A 16,887-nucleotide genomic window follows, 5' to 3' on the forward strand; every position below is an offset into this window, starting at 1 on the left:
TCATTTCCGCCGCTCATCTCGATTCACATGCCCCTCGGATTGGATGTTTATTATTTAAAGGCGTCACGAATATTCGGCGAATTCAAAAGCAACGATCTTCCCACCCATTATCTCCGGTGTTGTCACAATGGAATCGAGCATACCGAATCGATTTACGCTTCGGAAGATGCACGAGACGCAATGTATCAATGACGTTGACGCACGCCACCAGAGTTGCACGACACGTCATATCGAAACGGCCGCACGACTGGCGGGCGCGATCGCATCGGCCACGCGCGGCGCGCAGATACTGCGCACGCAATCGCGCAGCCAGCGATGCGCGGGGTCGCGATCGAAACGCGGGTGCCAGATCTGCGAGACGGTCAGGTCCGCGATCGGCAACGGCAGCGTGAAGCTGTACATGCCGGCGCGGGACCGCTCGGTCTGCCGCTCCGGCACGCTGGCGACGAAGTCCGAGCTGCGCGCGAGCGACAGCGCGGTCGGGAAGCTCGATACGACGGTGGTCACCGAGCGCACGATGCCGAGGGAATCGAGCAGCGTGTCGATCGGGCCGTTGAACTGCCCGCGGCGCGACACGCCCACTTGCGGGAACGACGCGAAGCGTTGCGGCGTGATTTCGCCGGTCGCCAGCGGATGATCCGCGCGGACCACGCCGATGAAGCGGTCGCGAAACAGCGCCTGCACGCGCAGTTCCGGGCCGGCCTGGCCGATCACGCCGACTTCGAGGTCGATGTCGCCGTTGCGCAGCGCATCGACATGCTTGTTGGGTTTCGGCGCGAAGCGCAGCCGCACGTCGGGCGCGACGCGCGACGCGTGTTCGAGCAGCGCCGGCGCGAACGTCTCGACGAAGGCCTCGTTCGCGCGAATCGAGAACGTGCGCTTGAGCGTACGCATGTCGACCCGCTCGCACGGGCACATGACCGAATGCGCCTCAACGACGAGCGCATGCACCCTGTCGCGCAACTCGAGCGCACGCGGCGTCGGCACGAGATCGCGCCCGGCCCGCACCAGCAACGGATCGCCCGTCATCACCCGCAGCCGCGCGAGCGACCGGCTGAGTGCGGACGGACTGAGGCCGAGCGCGTTGGCCGCGCCCACGACGCTGTTCTCGGACAACAACGCGTCCAGAACGACGAGAAGATTGAGGTCGATGGAAGTCGCCATGTTGCGCTCTTGCTGTACTGTCGGGACCGGCCGGCCGATGGGCCAGCGGCATCGTGCCTCGGGCGTATGTGCTCCGTGATTCGCGATAGACCGGAAATCGGCAGTCGCGCCGCCGAGCCCGACGCACGATCGTGCGTCCGCCGAAATGGCGGGCAGTGAATGGCGGGGAGTATTCGTGCCGCTGAGAAAAATCCGCTGCGGATTTATTGCACTTGTGAACGATTGTGCACCGCGTTGCAATAAATCGCAACCCGACACGATGCGTATCAGGTTTAAATGAAACGATGAACGCGAATGAACAATAAAACAAAACCGATTCGATTGCGTCGCGCCGCGCATCGCGCACGCAAGCAGGCCGGTGAAGCAAGGCCTGCCGCGGCGGAGCCCGCGCGAGCCTCGGCAGGCGCTGCACGGCCGGCCGGCACGGCGTGCGCGCAAAGCACCGCACGGTGCGCTCATCGCGATCGAATAACAGAACTTTTAGACTCTTCTATTGACTTTCTCGTCAATATTCCGTCGTGGCTCGCATACGTTTCACGAAACAAATCCCGATCAACCGATTTTGCGAAAATCTTCCGGCGATTCGAGAAAACCGGCTGGAGTGTCCGCCGCGCCCGTTTTGCGACTCGATCGGCATTTCACCAGAGTTCGGTGATGTTTCGTCCGACTCGCCCGGCCGGAATGTCCACCGTTGTCAAAACCGCGCTTCAATCTGGCCGGTCCGGCCGCGTATGCAATCGGCGCCGCACTCGCCCATACCTCGCTGCTGCAGCTTGCCCGTGCGCTCTCCCGCGAACCGTCCGCCCCAGGGTGAACGATTCCGCTGTGGCCTCGCCCGCGCCGCAAACAACAGGAATCCTCATGAAATTCGTCGACGCCGGATTACCCAGCGTCCGTCGCGATTCATGCTCGGCGATCACGGAGGCTTGCCGGGCCACCCGGCGCCATCGGCGCTTGCCGGCGGACGTGCGAAACGACGGCGCGACGATGTGCGCTCGACCCATCGCCGCTCGCGGGCGAACCGCCGGTCAGTCGTCGTGCTTGTGGCGCTTTTTGTTCTTGTGCTTGTTGCCGTGGTAATGATCGCTGGAACGCGAGTTGTTGCGCGACACGTGGCCGCCCAGCGCCGCACCTGCGCCGCCGCCCACGGCAGCGCCGACGAGGCTGCCGGCCGTGCCGCCCATCGCGTTGCCCGCAGCGGCGCCGGCGCCGCCGCCCAGAGCGCCGCCGACGACCGCGCCCGTGCGTTCCCGCTTGTTCGACGTCACCGCACCGCCTGCGCCACCGCCCACGGCCCCGCCGATGATCGCCCCCGTGCTCCCGCCGACCGCGTTGCCGACCGCCGCGCCGGCGACGCCACCCAGCGCGCCGCCCAGTGCGTTATTCGTGTCGCCTGCCACGGCAGGCAGCGACGCCACCGCAGTCGCACCGACCACCACTGCCATCCCGGCCAATTTCTTCAGCATTTTTTTGCCCCTTCCGCTTGATGAGATATCGGTGCGCGAATCTAGCACCTTTCCGCTAAGCCCATCGTAATGAAGCGTTAAATCGGGTGTTTTTTCTGACCGGGATCGCCGCGACGGCGCATCCCGTCGGCACGTTCGCCCCCTGCCACGACGCGACGGACGCTTCGTATCGCAGCCCCGGCCTCTCCCGCCGCGTCGGTCCTTCCCGCGCCCACGATCCTGCATTACCATCGTGCGTCCGCCGCGCCTGCCCGCTTCCGGCTGGCGAGCCCAGCCACCTCCCCGTTCCCGCAACCGATGCTTGCCCTCATCATCCTCGCCGGCCTCTGGGCCGGCCTCCAGAACGCCCTCGCGGGCGGCGGCTCGTTCATCACGCTGCCCGCGCTGATCGTGTCGGGGATGTCACCGCTCGCGGCCAACATCACGTCGACGGTCGCGCTGTTTCCCGGCCAGGTCACGACGGGCTGGGCGAGCCGGAACATGGTGAGCGGCGTCGGCAGGCTGCCGTTTCGCGCACTGTTCGCGATCAGCGTGGCCGGCGGCGCGCTCGGCGGCCTGCTGCTGCTCAAGACGCCGTCGTCGATCTTCTCGCACCTGGTGCCGTGGCTCGTGCTGTTCGCGACGGTCGTGTTCGCGTGGGGCAGTTTCTTCCGCAAACCGGGCGCAGGCGCGCAACATCTCGGCCCCGTCGCGGCCGGGGTCTCGCAGTTCCTGATCGCGGTCTACGGCGGCTACTTCGGCGGCGGCATCGGGTTCCTGATGATGGCCGCGCTGACGATGGCCGGCCTGCCGCCGCGCCACGCGATGTCGACGAAGAATGCGCTCGCGGGCGTGATGAACGCATCGGCCGTCGTGCTGTTCGTGACGTCGCCCGAACTGCACTGGCGGGCGGCGATCGCGCTCGGTGCGGGCGCGATCGTCGGCGGCCTGCTCGGCGCGTGGGCGCTGCATCGCGTGAACGAACGCGTGCTGCGCATCGCGATCGTCTGCATCGGCGCGCTGCTGACCGTCGGGTTGTTCGTCAAACCAATCTGACGCACGCCCGTTGCCGCCGCGATCGCGGCAAGCGACGCACAAACCGCAACACGTCTTTCGCGATCCGGTGCCGAACCGGGTCGCGCTGCCAGGGCTTGTCGCCGTGCCGGAGTCGCAGGCGTTCAACCCGGATTCGCGCGTCCCGTGTCGGTTCGCGGTCCTGACGGCGCGCGCGAACGTCGCGGCGCATTGCTTGCGGCGAAGGCAGCCGTCGTTCGGGCCGGCCGCCGGCGTGAAGCATCGCAGGCCGGCGCAAGGCCGACTGGTGTGTGCATTCCGTTCAGCCGAACGGCCGCACGCCGATCAGCGGGCCGTGCAGGAACCGCGCGAACACGGCCCAGGCGACGAGTCCGGCCACAACGGCCGCGACGTCGCCGGCCAGCCCGCCGGCCGGATAGCGGACACCGTCGCGGCGATCCCGCGCACGCGACACGACGAAATCGACGATCGACCACACGAAGAACGCGCCGAACAGCACGACTGCGTGCACGGTGCCGTTCACCAGCAGGTGCGCCACCGCCCAGACCATCACGCCGGCCAGCATCGGATGGCCGACGAGCGTCTTGATCCGGTTGCGCGGCACGTACGACGCGGCGATCAGCACGAACGCGACCGCAGTCAGCATGCCCGTCAGGTGGCGCACGCCGACCGGCGACACCCACAGCAGCGTCGCGCCCGCCCGGGCGATCCCGTACCCCCAGATGATCAGCGCGAAACCGACGATCGACGCGATCGCGTAACCGCCCTTCCAGCCCCTCTCGCCGATCCGCTCGATCGTCGCGGACCGCCAGCCGTCGGCGACGATCCGGATCGAGTGCACACCGAGGAAGATCGCTAAACCGAGAATCAGGACGAGCATCGGCTGTCTCCGTCTGGGATGGTGAGTGGGGAAGCGTTCCGCGCGGCGTACGGTGCGCCGTTCGCGGGGCCGGCGGCGAGGCCGGTGCGGGTCGCCAGGCACGGGCGCAACCCGCGCCGATCATAAACGCCGGGGCGGCCGTTGTGAAGCATGCAGGACGTGCGGTGCGTCAAGCTCGATGCATTCGTGCGCCGGATCGTGCGGGCGAGTCGGCACGCGCAGCGTGCGGGTGGGCCGCGACGGGCATACCTGAAATTCAGGAACGCGAAAATCGCGACGCCGTCGCTTCTCGTAACCGGTACTACGCCTGCTTGCGCTTCGCCGCAGGTTTCGGTGCCGGCGCGGGCGATGATTTCGATGCCGGTTTCGCTTTCTGCGCCGACACCGGTTTCGATGCGGATTTCGCCGCCGGCTTCGTTTTCTGTGCCGACGCGGGTTTCGTTGCCGGCTTCGTTGCCGGTTTCGTTGCCGGTTTCGCCGCAGCCTTCGCAGCAGCTTTCGGCGCGGCCTTCGGCCCCGCCCCGGCTACCGTCTTCGACGCCGCCCTCGCCTTGCGCTTCGGCGGCCCGGCCAGCAGCGCCGCGCGATACGCGCCGCGGCACCAGTCGAACAGCGCGCCCGCATCCTCGAGCACGTCGGCCGGCGTTTCGTAATAGCCCTCGAGCGCGACGGTGCGCGTGGGCCGCGCATACGAGAACGGCCCCATCCCCGCCGCGACGAACGCCGGCCGGTTCACGTCGTCCACACGCAGGAACAGCGACCCGCGCGACAGGAAGCCGAACATCACGCCGTCGAGCCGCAACGCCGCACCGCTGAAGAACCGTGCAACGGTGACCGTGCCGAGCGGCGCAAGCCGATACGCGATTTCCTCACCGTGCGCCTTCTCCGCCTGCCAACTCATGCGGACACCTCGCAGCGCCGCGTCCACGCATCGAACTCCGCCGCGTCGACACCGACGGCCGCCGCGCTCTCGCGAATCTGCCGCCACGTCGCGCGGTCGACCGGAATGCCGGCCGTGCCGCGCGCGGCGCGGCTCGCTTCTTCAGGTTCTCCAGGCATCCGCACCGGCGTATCGCCGGCCTGCGGCGACGCCTTCGCCCATGCAACGAATGCATCGGCTTCGCGTTCGGCATCGGCCGCGTCGAACGCGTTCGGATCGATCAGCACCGACAGCATCCCGTTGACGATCGCACTCGTCTTCTGCAGCGTATCGCCGTACGTCGTATGCCCGCCCACCAGCGCACCGCCGAAGATCTCGCACATCGCCGCGAGCGCATAGCCCTTGTGCAGCCCGAACGGCAGCAGCGCGCCGAACGGCTGCTCGTGCATCACGGCCGGATCGTCGGTCGGCTGGCCGCGATGGTCGATCAGCGACCCGGCCGGCACGCGCTTGCCCTGGTTGTAGGCGACGCGCGTCTTGCCGTACGCGATCGCGCTCGTCGCGAAATCGAGCAGCAGCGGCGGCTTGCCCGCTCGCGGATACGCGGCGCAGAACGGGTTCGTGCCGAAACGCGGATCGGTGCCGTGCAGCGGCGCGACCAGCAGGTCGCCCGGCACGTTGACGAAATGGAACGACACGAGCCCCGCGCGCGCGCACTGTTCGGCCCAATGCCCGATGCGGCCCAGGTGGTGAACGTCGCGCAGCCCGATCGCGCAGATGCCCATGCGTCGCGCGCGCTCGATCCCTTCGACCATCGCCTCGAACGCGATCACCTGGCCGAAGCCGCGCCCGCCGTCGATCGTCAGCACCGCGCCGCCGTCGCGGACGATCGACGCGTGCCCGTTCAGCTGCAACTGCCCTTCCCGCCACGACGCGACGTAATTCGGGATCATCCCGATCCCGTGCGAATCGTGTCCGGCGAGATTCGCGCCCACCAGATGATCGGCGACGAGCGTCGCCTCGCGCGGGTGGCTGCCGGCCCGTTCCCAAAGTGCCGCGACGAATGCATGCAGCGGTTCGGCGCGCATGCGCAGCGGTTCGGTATCGGGCGTCGGCAATGCGGTCATCGGCAACACTCCATCCAGTCGGTTCGGGTCGGGCAACCGGTACGTCGAACGTCGCGACGATCAGCGCGCGGTCGCGATCACGTCGGCCACCGCCGCCGTGAGCTTCTTCGCGTACGGCACGTGCAGGAACTCGTTCGGGCCGTGCGCGTTCGACTTCGGCCCGAGCACGCCGCACACCATGAACTGCGCCGCGGGAAAGCCTTCCTGCAGCACGTTCATCAGCGGAATCGTGCCGCCGAGGCCCATGTACGCGCAGTCGGCGCCGAAGTGGCGGCGCGACGCGGCGTCGAGCGACGACGCGAGCCACGGCGCGAGATCCGGCGCGCTCCAGCCGGTCGCGGCGCCCGCGTCCGGCTTGAACGTGACCTTCGCGTTGTACGGCGGATCGAGTTCGAGCAACGCCTTCAGTTGCTGTACGGCCTGCGCGGCGTCGACGAGCGGCGGCAGCCGCAGCGACAGCTTGAACGCGGTGCGCGGACGCAGCACGTTGCCCGCATCGGCGAGCGCCGGCATGCCGGCCGCGCCGGTGACCGACAGCGACGGACGCCACGTCGAATTCAGCAGCGCCTCGCGCGGATCGGTCGTGGTCGGCAGCACGGGCTTGCCGTCCTGGCCGCACGCCCACGGCAGCCCCTTCCACACCGTGTCGCCGAGAATCGCGGCGGCGGCCTCGGCTTCGCGCACGCGGCTGGCCGGAATCTCGCAATGGAACGCGCCCGGCAGCAGGTTGCCGTTCTTCGCGTCCTCGAGGCGTTCGAACAACTGGCGCATCACACGGAAGCTCGACGGCGCGATGCCGCCATAGACGCCCGAATGAATGCCTTCTTCGAGTACCTCGACCTGCAGGTCGCCGGACACGAGGCCGCGCAGCGACGTGGTGAGCCACATCTGGTCGTAGTTGCCGGCGCCCGAATCGAGGCACACGACGAGCGATACCTGGCCGAGCCGGTCGCGCAACGCGTCGACGTACGGCAGCAGGTCGTAGCTGCCCGACTCTTCGCAGGTCTCGATCAGGCCCACGCAGCGCGGCCGCTCGATGCCCTGCTCGTCGAGCGCGCCGAGCGCCGCGAGGCTCGCGTAGATCGCGTAGCCGTCGTCCGCGCCGCCGCGGCCGTACAGCTTGCCGTTCTCGAACTTCGGCGTCCACGGGCCGAGGTCCGCGCGCCAGCCGTCGAATTCGGGCTGCTTGTCGAGGTGGCCGTACAGCAGGATCGTGTCGGTGCTGCCCGAGCGCGTGGCCGGCGACTCGAAGAAGATCACCGGCGTGCGGCCCGGCAGACGCACGATTTCGAGCTTCAGGCCCTTCACCGGCTGCCGTTCGGCCCACTGCGCGGCGTCGGTGACGACGCGCTCGAGATAGCCCCGCTTCGCCCAGTCGGGGTCGAATGCGGGGCTCTTCGCGGGAATCGCGATGTAGTCGGTCAGCGCGTGGAGGATTTCATCGTTCCACTTGCGCTCGATGAAGGTCACGAGCTTGTCATGGTCGAGGACGCGGGTAGTGTCGACGGATGTCATGGTGGGGGTGCCTGGATCGGGCTGACGAAAACCCAGATCATACGCCGATGCTTCCCCGCCGGCGCCCCCTTCCCGGCTGTTCGGACCGCGGTCGGCAACGCGTCGCGCAGCCCGGCCGCGCAGGCGAGCGCGTCTCGCCACAGCCGCCGCGTCGGTTCACCCGCATCCTTCTTCGCGTGCGGGACGGCATCGTTGTTCGGAATGAGCGGCCGCCGCCACATGAGTCGCGCTTTTCATCGTCGCGCACGCGCGGCCCTGCCCGGCGCGCGCTACGTGCCGCCGCGATCCATCCCGCGCCGGTACGCGGCCGGGCTCGTCGCCGCGACGCGCCGGAAATGCCGGCGCAGCGATTCCTCGGAACCGAACCCCGCGCGCGCCGCGATCTGCGCGAGCGACAACGCGGGCTGCGCTTCGAGCATGTCCTTCGCGACGTTCACGCGTTCGCGGATCAGCCACGCGAGCGGCGACATCCCCGTCGCATCCGCGAACTGCCGCTGCAGCGTGCGCGTGCTCATCGCGGCCTGCGCGGCGAGCGATGCGAGCGTGTGCGGCTCGGCCGCATGCGCGCGCATCCAGTCGATCAGCTTCGCGAGCCGGTCGGTGCCGCCCGGTGCGACCGGACGCGGCACGAACTGCGCCTGCCCGCCGTCGCGATGCGGCGGCAGCACGAGGCGCTGCGCGACGCGGTTCGCGATCGCGCCGCCATGATCGCGGCGCACGAGATGCAGCAGCATGTCGAGCCCCGCCGCCGAGCCGGCCGACGTGACGATCCGCCCTTCGTCGACGTACAGCGCATCCGGATTTACGCGCAGCGCCGGATAACGCGCCTGCAGACGTTCCGCATACCGCCAGTGAGTCGTCACGGTCAGGCCGTCGAGCACGCCGGCCGCCGCCAGCACGAACACGCCCGAACAGATCGAGCAGAGCCGCGCGCCGCGCCGGTGCGCGGCCCGCAGCTTCTTCAGCAACGGCTCGGGCGGGCGTTCGTCCGGATCGCGCCAGCCGGGAATCACGATGGTGTCCGCGCGATCGAGCATCGCGAGCCGGTAGGGCGCGGCAACGGTAATGCCGCCTGCCGCGCGCACGGGCCCCGGCTCGCTCGCGCACACCGCGAAGCGATACCAGTCGACGCCGAGTTCCGGGCGCTCGAGCGCGAACAGTTCGACCACGCAGCCGAATTCGAACGTGCAGAGGCGATCGTAGGCGAGCGCGACGACGAGATGATTGTGCATGGCGCGATGTTACCGGAACTTGTCGATCGCGCCACTGCCGCGAAACCGGCCGAACCGCGATACTGCCCCTCATTGCGGCGCGTTTCGTGCCCGTTCAACCCGGAGAGCCCGACCATGTCCCACGTCACCGACATCCCCGCCGCCGACAGCCCGGCCGCCCTCGCGCATTTCGAGGCATCGCTGCGCTTCGAGACCGACTGCTGGGACGTACACGATGCCCTCGCGTCCGGCACGCCCGATTTCGTGCTGCTCGACGTGCGCGGCCCCGACCTGTTCGCCGCCGGCCACGTGCCCGGCGCGCGCAACCTGCCGCACCGCAAGATCATCGAAAGCAAGCTCGCCGGTTACCCGGCCGACACGCTGTTCGTCGTCTACTGCGCGGGGCCGCACTGCAACGGCGCCGCGCGCGCGGCGGTCCGGCTCGCGCGCCTGGGCCGCCCGGTCAAGCTGATGATCGGCGGCGTGACGGGCTGGCTCGACGAAGGTTTCGCGCTGAGCAACGACGACCAGCCGGCGGACGCCGAAGCCGCCTGATCGTCACTAAAAGCGCAACAATCAATTGCCTGCACACGAGCGGAAAAAGCGCGACAATCAGCCTCATTGCAGTTTGGACGGAGCAGCACCATGCATGATGCAGTCCTGATTCAAGTGGCCGGTTCAGTCGCGGCGATCGCGCTCTATTTCCTGCCGGCCGTCATTGCAGACCGGCGCGGCCGGCACGACAAGCTGACGATCGCGATGTTCAACGCACTGTTCGCATGGACGGGCATCGGCTGGCTGATGACGCTGTACTGGGCATGCCAGCCGAACCCGCGCACCGACGTCGCGCAGACGATCCTCGCGAAGCGCCGCGGCGTCAGCATGCGGACCTTCTCGACCGGCCTCGTCGAACGCGTGCAGCGCCGCGTCGCCGCGCAGGAGCAATGGGCGGAAAAGCAAGGCTGCCGTTAAGCCCCCGCCGTCAAGCCACTCTTCCCCGCTTCACCGTATCGCGTCGAACTTCGGCATCCTGACGTTGGTCGACGCGCGGTAATCCCACTTCAGCGCGTCGCGCGGCGGCCAGCCGCCCGCACGCAGCCGCGCCGCGAACGCCCCCGCCGTCACCGCCCGTGCGATCCGCTCGCCCGGACACCCATGCGGCCCCGTGCCGAAGCCGAAATTCGGCCCCGCCGCGCGGCCCGGCATCAGCCGGTGCGGATCGCGATGCACGGCCGGATCGCGGTTCGCCGCGGCAAGCACGACGAGGATGGCATCGCCGGCGTCGACGCGCACGCCTTCGATCGTCGTGCGCGCCGCGACGAAGCGGCGCGTGTTCTGCACCGGCGCATCGAAACGCCCGACTTCGGCGACGAATGCGTCGAGCGCGGCGGCATCCGGCACCGTGCCCGCTTCGCCGTTCCATGCCACGAGTGCATTGCCGAGCCATGCGGCCGTCGCCTCGCACGTCTGCGACAGCAACCCGACGAGATTCGCGACGAGCGCGCCGCTCGCGTGCCAGCCCGACGCACGGGCCGCCTGCTGTACCGCGGCGACCAGCGTGCCGTCGTGCGCACGCGACCGCGCGAAGCGTTCCGTCATCCGGTCGAGCAGGTGCCGCGCCGCGTCGCTCGCGCGCGCCAGCGCTGCGGCATCCGATAGCGGCGACAGCGCGACGACGAACTCGACGACCCGAGCGGCAATGTCGTCGAGCTGCGTTTCGTCGAAGCCGAGCAGATCGGCAACCGCGCACACGGGCACCGTCATGCACCACGCGTTCAGCGCGTCGACATCGCCGGGCGCCGGTAACCGCCGCGCGGCAAGCACGTCGGCGCGATCGCGCAGCGCATCCGTACCGATCGGCGCGAACGCCGCGCGCAACGCCTGCTTCGGTACGTCGTGTCGCGACGGGCCGTCGTTCATGCGCACGAGGTCGCCGAACAGCGCGCCGGCCGTCGTGCCGCGCAACGCGGGCGGCACCGGCGCGTCCAGCGGCCGCACGCGGCAGGCCGGATGGCCGAGCACGGCCGTCACGGCGGCCGCGCGGCTCGCGACCCACAGGCCGAGCGTCGCGTCGAACGCGAGCGGCGGCCCGTCGACGAGCGCTGCGTAATAGGGATAGGGATCGCGGTGCGTGACCGCGGCAACAGGATCGGTCGGGTTCATGCGCTCAGTATCGGCGCCGCGCGCCGCCGCATGTTTCGGGATGGCGCGAAATGTCGTCGCACGGGCGCCGCGCGCCACGCGTGACACGTCGCGGCATCGCGGCGGCCGGCGTCAGGCCGCCGACCGCGAGCGGAGCGACTGCATGCGCAGCCGGACCCGTCCGGCCGAAATCGCGCGCGGCTCGGGCACCACCGTGTCGTGATGGAACATTTCCTGCCGGAACTCGCCGCTTTCGTCGAACCACTGGCAGATCAGCCAGTCGCCGTCGTCGAACACGACCGGCCCGGCATACGTGACGGTCATGCGCGGCCCGCCCGTTTTCAGCGTCACGACATCGCCCACGCGAAATCCGACGCGGTGATTTTCTCGGATCGTCATCGCTCTCTCAGCTTTTTATATATTGAATATATTGATATTCCCGGCAGGCACTCGCCGATCATTGGAACGTGCCGCAGATTATCAATCAAAAAATCATCCCGCAACTCCCACGCACTGAAACGTTCTGAACTGGAACCTGCAACAATGCGCGGTATCGTCGCGTATGAAGGCCCGCCAAGCCTCAGATCCGGCGCGGTTTGCGCGCCGGCGGCAGCCGATCGGAGCGGAATGCGGAGAATAAACGACGATTTTCGCGTCAGCGTCGGCGATTAATGCGGACGCGAAACCGATTGATTATCGTCAACCAATGCTTAAGCGGAAGCGATTCCGGATTTTATTGGGGCTCATTCATCGAACAAAATCGGCGAATTATCCGGCGCCGCAAACCAGCGGTTGATATCGCGCCCCGGCACGGCTGCCCGGCTGAAGGTGAACGTGCCGTCGCGCCGCATCTCCGTCGCCGCGCGCAGGAACGCACCGAACGCGGCCCGCGCCAGCGCGCCGCCGACGCTGACACGCTTCACGCCGAGCGCCGCCAGCGCGTCGAGGCTCAGCAACCCGCCCTGCAGACCCATGACGACATTGACGGGCGCGCCGACCGCCCGCGTCACGGCCGCGATTTCGTCGGGATCCGTGATGCCGGGCGCATAGAGCACGTCCGCGCCGGCGTCGCGATAGGCGACGAGCCGCGCGATCGTGTCGTCGAGGTCGCGGCGGCCGTGCAGGTAATTTTCGCAGCGGGCGGTCAGCGTGAACGGAAACGGCAGCGCGCGCGCCGCGTCGACGGCCGCCGCGATGCGCTCGACCGACGCGTCGCGCGCATAAATCGGCGTATCGGCACGGCCGGTCGCGTCCTCGATCGAGCCGCCGACCGCGCCCGCCTCGGCCGCCAGCCGGATCGTTTCGGCCACCGTGTCGGGCGCGTCGCCGAAGCCGTTCTCCAGATCGGCGCTCACCGGCAGGCCGCCCGCGGCGACGAGCTCGGCGATATGAGCGAGCATCGCGTCGCGCTCGATCGCGTTGTCGGGGCGCCCTTTCGAAAACGCGTAGCCGGCGCTCGTCGTGGCGAGCGCCTCGAAGCCGGCCATCGCGAGCAGGCGCGCGGTGCCGGCATCCCACGGGTTCGGGATGATGAACGCGCCGGGGCGCGTGTGCAGCGCACGGAAAGCTTCGGCGTGGCGGGCTTGCAGGTCGGAACGGGTCATCGCGAACTCCCGGGAAGGTGTTGACGGATGAGCTTACGCCGGTCGTGCACGCGACGTTTCAGCTTTCGCCGAAATGTCGTCGCGCAACAGGAAAGACGCTGGCGTCGAAGCGGCCCGCCACTACGCCGGGCCGCCCACGTCGGTTCACGTCGATGCGGGCGGTCCGCCGCCGATGCCGAGCAACACGTCGGTGACGGCCTCGGAGAACCGCATCGCGCGACCGTCGATCAGCACGCCCTCCGGATTCGACGGATCGCGTACCGCTTGCGGCACGCCGTGCGCGATCAGCACGCGCGCGCACGCTTCCCAGTCGGGATCGCCGACGCCCTCCGGTTCGTTGACGGACGCCCAGGACAGCGTACCGAGCGCGTCGCTGCCGAATCCGTGCATCTCGCGCCAGCTTGCGCCGTGCGCGAGCAGGAACGCCAGCAGTTCGGCATCGCCGCGGAACACCGCGTGATTCAGCGCGCTCGCGTCCCAGTCGCCGCCTCGCGCGGCGATCGGCCAACCGAGTTCGACCATCGCCTTCACCGCGTCGCGCGAACCCCATGCGGCGGCGTCGGGCAGCAGCCGCAGCCGGTCGTCGGACAGCGCGCCGGGCAATTCGGGATGCTTCGCCTGAATACGCCGTGCGTCGTCGGCATCGGCGCGCGCGCAGGCCGCCATGAACGCGTCTTGCGCATCGAGCGCCTCCTGCGCGCCGGCCGCGCGCAACAGCGCCGCGACCTCGGACAACCCGGTCTGCATCGCGAGCCGATACGCGCTGACGCCCGCGGCGGTCCGCGCGCCGGGATCGGCGCCGGCCGCCAGCAGCGCGGCGACGTGGCGCGCCGGGCAACGCACGGCGATCGCGCGCAGCAACGGCGCGCCCCACGTCTTCGTCGGCCCTTCGCCGGCCGGCTCGTTCGGGTCGCCGCCATGCGCGAGCAGCAACTCGAGCGCGGCCGCGTCCGGCATGTCGAGCGCGCGCCGCAACGCATTGGTCCCGCCCACCCGGGCGCCGTGCTCGAGCAGCAGGCGCGTGCATGCCGGGTTCTCCACCGAGTGATACAGCGATTCGCCGTCGTTCGGATCGGCGCCGGCTTCCAGCAGCATCGCGGTGAGCGCGGGATCGCGATTGACGCCGGCGGCGCCATACAGCGCCGACAGCGGCGCCGACTCGTCGGGCTCGGCGAGCGAGGCCGGCGGATACCGGTTGCCGATCCGCTGGTTCGGATCGACGCCCGCGTCGAGCAGATGGCGCGCGCACGCACGCAACCTGGCCGCGAATTCGGGAAGCTGCCCGAGCCGCGAATGCGTGACGGCGACGAGCGGCGGCAGCTTCAGCACACCGCCGGCGCGCGCGATCCAGCCGGGATCGGCGGCCAGCGCCGCCTTCACCGCGGCGAGATCGCCGGCCGCGCATGCGATCGCCGGGTCCGCCGACACGAGATCGGGATGGTCGAGCAGCAATTGCGCGGCCACGCGCGGCCGGGCCGCGTCGACGCCGCCGGTCACGTCCGCGCCGTACGCGTGGTCGAGCCAGCGCCGCATCAGCAGCGACCGCGCTTGCCGCGCGAGCGCATGCGTTTCGACGAACGCGCCGAGATCGGCCCAAGAAGCAAAACCGTACTCGCGCGCGATGCACGACTGCGCGTCGTGCAGACGAAGCCCGAGCGCGAGCGTTTCGGCATGCGTGCGGTTCGCGGCGGCGGGCAGGAATGCGACGAAGCGTGCGACGGCATCGGCGTCGCCCTGCCGGTACAGGCGCAACAACGCCTTGGCCTGCTTTTTCAGATGATCGGGATGGGCGTCGGGAGGCAGCTTTTTCATGCGGATCCTTGTGCATGGATGGCCGAAGGTCCGCAATACCGCCAGCACGAAGGATGGGGAAAGACCGGGTTTGCCGCGACAGGTGGGTTGAACCCTTTCCGCGGACCCGGAAGCGACCTGCATCGCTGCCCGGTATCGTAGGCGACGGCCGTCGGCATCGTCAATCGCGCGGCATCGCGCATGCGCGCAGCAGCGACGCCGTTCAGCCCGCGAGTTTCTTCGTCAGGAAGATGCGCGTGTGCCCGACCGGATAATCGGGCAGCTCGCCGAAGCGGACATAGCCGCGCTTCTCGTAGAACGGCCGCGCCTGGAAGTCGAACGTGTCGAGCCATGCGCTATGACAGCCGCGCGCGACGGCCTCCTGTTCGGCCAGATCCATGATGCGCGTGCCGGCGCCCTGCCCGCGCGCGGCCTCGGGCACCACGAGCAGGTCGACATGCAGCCAGCCGAACGCCGTGCCGCCCCACAGGCCGCCGACCACCGCGCCGGCCGCGTCGGTCGCGATCACGGCCAGCGGCCGGAAGTCGACCGGGCCGGCCTGGCTTTCGTTGAAGCGAATGAGCGGCGCGACGATCTGCTTGCGCACGTCCGCGTCGCCCGCGTCGGTCACTGCATAGGTCAACGTCATCGATTACGTCGGGTCATCAATGAAGGTTCGCTGAAACCGCACATCCCGCGCCCGTCAAACGACGTACGCGCCCTTCGCGTGCAGTTCCGCCTCGGTCCGCTCGAGCGCGGCGATCGCATCGCTGCCTTCGAGCGCCAGCAACTGCGCGACCAGCGCCTCGGCCATCGCGTGCGCGGCCACCAGCGACGGAAAGAACGACGGGCTGTCGTGCGTGAAGATCAGTTGCGCGTCCGCGTGCAGCGCGATCGGCGACACCGCGCTGTCGGTGATCGCGACGATCCGGCTGCCCTGCGCCTTCGCGGCCTGCGCGACGCGCGTCGCCTCGGCCGAATACGGCGCGAAGCTGACGATCACGGTCACGCTCTGCTTCGCGATCGTCCGCAACTCCATTTCGAGCGAACCGGCGACGCCGTTGAGCAGCGACACGGTCGGACGGAACAGCCGGTAGCCGTAGACGAAACCGAACGCGACCGGATAGCACGAGCGAAAGCCCGCCACGTGCACGTGCGATGCCTTGCGGATCAGCCTCGCCGCATCCGCGAGCGCGTGCGCGTTCTGCGCGGCGGTCGCCGACAGGTTGTGCTGCTGCGCGGCGAGCAGATCGTGCGCGAGCGACGCCTTCGCGTCGGGCCGCACCAGCGAGCGCGCACGCTGCGTGAGCGGCTCGGGCCGCGTGCGCACGCGCGCGACGCACAGGTCGCGCAGCTCGTTCCAGCCTGGAAAGCCGAATTGCTGCGCGAGCCGCACGAGCGACGCGGGCTGCACCTGCGCGCGCTGCGCGACCTTGCGCATCGACGACGTGGCGACTTCGTCGGGATGATCGAGCAGGAAGGCGGCGCCCGCCTGGAATTGCGGGCTCAGCTCGGAAAATTGCGCCCGGATCCGGGACGCGAGTTCGTCGAAATTGGCGGCCATCTTGGTGGGAACGGGAACCGGTCGTCCATGGTATCACCGGCCCCGCGCCCACCTGTCAGCGCAGCACTTCGACGTGATCGGCGTCGACCTTCACGCTGCCCGACCATTTGCGCTCGAATTCGCCGGTCAGCTTCACTTCGTTCTTGTCGCTGACGGGCTGGCCGGCTGCCCACAACTTGTGGTCGATCTCGACGCGGATCGTACCGGTGGCATCGGCGAATTCGTAATCCTCGCCGCCGACGTGCTTCACGATGCGCCCCTGCAACTGCACGTGCTGGTCGTCCTTGCCATTCGCGAGCAGCTCCTTCACCGTCGTCGTGGTCAGCGCGGACGGCCCCGTGTATTGCGCATGGACGGCGGCAGGCAGCGTGGCGAGTGCAATCATCAGGATTCTGGCCAGGTGTTTCATGATCTCGTTCCTCTTCTTCGATGTGGCGCCGCGCTTCGTTGAACGCGACGGCGCCAGATTACGGACCGTAAGATTAAGCAAACCTGAAGGGCATGCCGAAGTGACACGGCGCCGCATCGG

General features: G+C 68.9%; 17 protein-coding genes. 3 read left to right on the top strand and 14 right to left on the bottom strand.

The features are described from left to right. Positions 1-225: 225 nt before the first annotated feature. Both CFB52_RS24875 and CFB52_RS24880 read right to left on the bottom strand, forming a co-directional pair. Positions 226-1,503: a LysR family transcriptional regulator gene (locus tag CFB52_RS24875; protein ID WP_306532426.1), complete on the bottom strand. Its 1,278-nt coding sequence runs from the start codon at positions 1,501-1,503 to the stop codon at positions 226-228. 689 nt (positions 1,504-2,192) lie between these two features. After that, entirely contained in the window at positions 2,193-2,630 is a 438-nt protein-coding gene (locus CFB52_RS24880; protein WP_059584599.1) for a hypothetical protein, read from the bottom strand. Positions 2,631-2,927: 297 nt separating this feature from the next. Between CFB52_RS24880 and CFB52_RS24885 the strand changes: the two genes are divergently transcribed. Further along, a complete protein-coding gene (locus CFB52_RS24885) occupies positions 2,928-3,665 on the top strand; it encodes a sulfite exporter TauE/SafE family protein (RefSeq protein WP_059584597.1) in 738 nt (245 codons plus the stop codon). 280 nt (positions 3,666-3,945) lie between these two features. Here CFB52_RS24885 and CFB52_RS24895 read toward each other — a convergent pair whose 3' ends face one another. From CFB52_RS24895 to ftrA, 5 genes are all read right to left on the bottom strand, one after another. Continuing rightward, positions 3,946-4,524 (bottom strand): NnrU family protein, encoded by a 579-nt coding sequence (locus CFB52_RS24895; RefSeq protein WP_060011822.1) that lies wholly within the window; start codon positions 4,522-4,524, stop codon positions 3,946-3,948. A 301-nt stretch (positions 4,525-4,825) separates the two neighbouring features. Beyond that, positions 4,826-5,425 carry a TfoX/Sxy family protein gene (locus CFB52_RS24900; RefSeq protein ID WP_099317711.1) on the bottom strand — a complete coding sequence of 200 codons (600 nt, stop codon included), beginning with the start codon at positions 5,423-5,425 and terminating at the stop codon, positions 4,826-4,828. Beyond that, entirely contained in the window at positions 5,422-6,531 is a 1,110-nt protein-coding gene (locus tag CFB52_RS24905; RefSeq protein WP_060012004.1) for a malate/lactate/ureidoglycolate dehydrogenase, read from the bottom strand. Before CFB52_RS24905 ends, CFB52_RS24900 begins: the two co-directional genes overlap by 4 nt. A gap of 60 nt (positions 6,532-6,591) precedes the next feature. Next, complete coding sequence (locus CFB52_RS24910; protein WP_059639823.1) at positions 6,592-8,046, bottom strand: M20 family metallopeptidase; 1,455 nt, start codon at positions 8,044-8,046, stop codon at positions 6,592-6,594. Positions 8,047-8,315: 269 nt separating this feature from the next. After that, positions 8,316-9,278: a transcriptional regulator FtrA gene (gene ftrA / locus CFB52_RS24920; RefSeq protein ID WP_059584588.1), complete on the bottom strand. Its 963-nt coding sequence runs from the start codon at positions 9,276-9,278 to the stop codon at positions 8,316-8,318. Between the two features lie 114 nt (positions 9,279-9,392). Between ftrA and CFB52_RS24925 the strand changes: the two genes are divergently transcribed. Together CFB52_RS24925 and CFB52_RS24930 are read left to right on the top strand one after the other, a co-directional pair. Continuing rightward, positions 9,393-9,812 (top strand): rhodanese-like domain-containing protein, encoded by a 420-nt coding sequence (locus tag CFB52_RS24925; RefSeq protein WP_099317713.1) that lies wholly within the window; start codon positions 9,393-9,395, stop codon positions 9,810-9,812. A 90-nt stretch (positions 9,813-9,902) separates the two neighbouring features. Then, positions 9,903-10,229, top strand: a complete 327-nt coding sequence (locus CFB52_RS24930) for a superinfection immunity protein (RefSeq protein ID WP_006480800.1) — start codon at positions 9,903-9,905, stop codon at positions 10,227-10,229. Between the two features lie 30 nt (positions 10,230-10,259). Here CFB52_RS24930 and CFB52_RS24935 read toward each other — a convergent pair whose 3' ends face one another. The 7 genes from CFB52_RS24935 to CFB52_RS24965 form a co-directional block, all read right to left on the bottom strand. Beyond that, complete coding sequence (locus CFB52_RS24935; protein ID WP_099317933.1) at positions 10,260-11,420, bottom strand: cytochrome P450; 1,161 nt, start codon at positions 11,418-11,420, stop codon at positions 10,260-10,262. Between the two features lie 111 nt (positions 11,421-11,531). Further along, on the bottom strand, positions 11,532-11,798 hold the full coding sequence (locus tag CFB52_RS24940) for a YodC family protein (RefSeq protein WP_059584584.1): 267 nt from the start codon (positions 11,796-11,798) through the stop codon (positions 11,532-11,534). 344 nt (positions 11,799-12,142) lie between these two features. After that, entirely contained in the window at positions 12,143-13,003 is an 861-nt protein-coding gene (locus CFB52_RS24945; RefSeq protein ID WP_059584582.1) for an oxaloacetate decarboxylase, read from the bottom strand. 144 nt (positions 13,004-13,147) lie between these two features. Next, positions 13,148-14,815 carry an ankyrin repeat domain-containing protein gene (locus CFB52_RS24950; protein ID WP_099317714.1) on the bottom strand — a complete coding sequence of 556 codons (1,668 nt, stop codon included), beginning with the start codon at positions 14,813-14,815 and terminating at the stop codon, positions 13,148-13,150. Between the two features lie 202 nt (positions 14,816-15,017). Then, positions 15,018-15,443, bottom strand: a complete 426-nt coding sequence (locus tag CFB52_RS24955; protein WP_059584579.1) for an N-acetyltransferase — start codon at positions 15,441-15,443, stop codon at positions 15,018-15,020. A gap of 54 nt (positions 15,444-15,497) precedes the next feature. Then, a complete protein-coding gene (locus CFB52_RS24960; protein WP_099317715.1) occupies positions 15,498-16,358 on the bottom strand; it encodes a MurR/RpiR family transcriptional regulator in 861 nt (286 codons plus the stop codon). Between the two features lie 55 nt (positions 16,359-16,413). Next, a complete protein-coding gene (locus CFB52_RS24965; protein WP_060310603.1) occupies positions 16,414-16,767 on the bottom strand; it encodes a NirD/YgiW/YdeI family stress tolerance protein in 354 nt (117 codons plus the stop codon). Positions 16,768-16,887: the final 120 nt, after the last annotated feature.

It is taken from the genome of Burkholderia sp. AU18528 (assembly GCF_002223215.2).
In the GTDB taxonomy this organism is placed as follows: Bacteria; Pseudomonadota; Gammaproteobacteria; order Burkholderiales; family Burkholderiaceae; genus Burkholderia; species Burkholderia semiarida.

What these genes read in the sequence shown, in the direction of transcription:
- CFB52_RS24935 (WP_099317933.1), bottom strand. Translation starts at nt 11,420, where the DNA reads ATGAACCCGACCGATCCTGTTGCCGCGGTCACGCACCGCGATCCCTAT.
- CFB52_RS24885 (WP_059584597.1), top strand. Translation starts at nt 2,928, where the DNA reads ATGCTTGCCCTCATCATCCTCGCCGGCCTCTGGGCCGGCCTCCAGAAC.
- CFB52_RS24965 (WP_060310603.1), bottom strand. Translation starts at nt 16,767, where the DNA reads ATGAAACACCTGGCCAGAATCCTGATGATTGCACTCGCCACGCTGCCT.
- CFB52_RS24875 (WP_306532426.1), bottom strand. Translation starts at nt 1,503, where the DNA reads ATGCGCGGCGCGACGCAATCGAATCGGTTTTGTTTTATTGTTCATTCG.
- CFB52_RS24895 (WP_060011822.1), bottom strand. Translation starts at nt 4,524, where the DNA reads ATGCTCGTCCTGATTCTCGGTTTAGCGATCTTCCTCGGTGTGCACTCG.
- CFB52_RS24960 (WP_099317715.1), bottom strand. Translation starts at nt 16,358, where the DNA reads ATGGCCGCCAATTTCGACGAACTCGCGTCCCGGATCCGGGCGCAATTT.
- CFB52_RS24905 (WP_060012004.1), bottom strand. Translation starts at nt 6,531, where the DNA reads ATGACCGCATTGCCGACGCCCGATACCGAACCGCTGCGCATGCGCGCC.
- CFB52_RS24910 (WP_059639823.1), bottom strand. Translation starts at nt 8,046, where the DNA reads ATGACATCCGTCGACACTACCCGCGTCCTCGACCATGACAAGCTCGTG.
- CFB52_RS24940 (WP_059584584.1), bottom strand. Translation starts at nt 11,798, where the DNA reads ATGACGATCCGAGAAAATCACCGCGTCGGATTTCGCGTGGGCGATGTC.
- CFB52_RS24900 (WP_099317711.1), bottom strand. Translation starts at nt 5,425, where the DNA reads ATGAGTTGGCAGGCGGAGAAGGCGCACGGTGAGGAAATCGCGTATCGG.
- CFB52_RS24925 (WP_099317713.1), top strand. Translation starts at nt 9,393, where the DNA reads ATGTCCCACGTCACCGACATCCCCGCCGCCGACAGCCCGGCCGCCCTC.
- CFB52_RS24955 (WP_059584579.1), bottom strand. Translation starts at nt 15,443, where the DNA reads ATGACGTTGACCTATGCAGTGACCGACGCGGGCGACGCGGACGTGCGC.
- ftrA (WP_059584588.1), bottom strand. Translation starts at nt 9,278, where the DNA reads ATGCACAATCATCTCGTCGTCGCGCTCGCCTACGATCGCCTCTGCACG.
- CFB52_RS24930 (WP_006480800.1), top strand. Translation starts at nt 9,903, where the DNA reads ATGCATGATGCAGTCCTGATTCAAGTGGCCGGTTCAGTCGCGGCGATC.
- CFB52_RS24950 (WP_099317714.1), bottom strand. Translation starts at nt 14,815, where the DNA reads ATGAAAAAGCTGCCTCCCGACGCCCATCCCGATCATCTGAAAAAGCAG.
- CFB52_RS24945 (WP_059584582.1), bottom strand. Translation starts at nt 13,003, where the DNA reads ATGACCCGTTCCGACCTGCAAGCCCGCCACGCCGAAGCTTTCCGTGCG.
- CFB52_RS24880 (WP_059584599.1), bottom strand. Translation starts at nt 2,630, where the DNA reads ATGCTGAAGAAATTGGCCGGGATGGCAGTGGTGGTCGGTGCGACTGCG.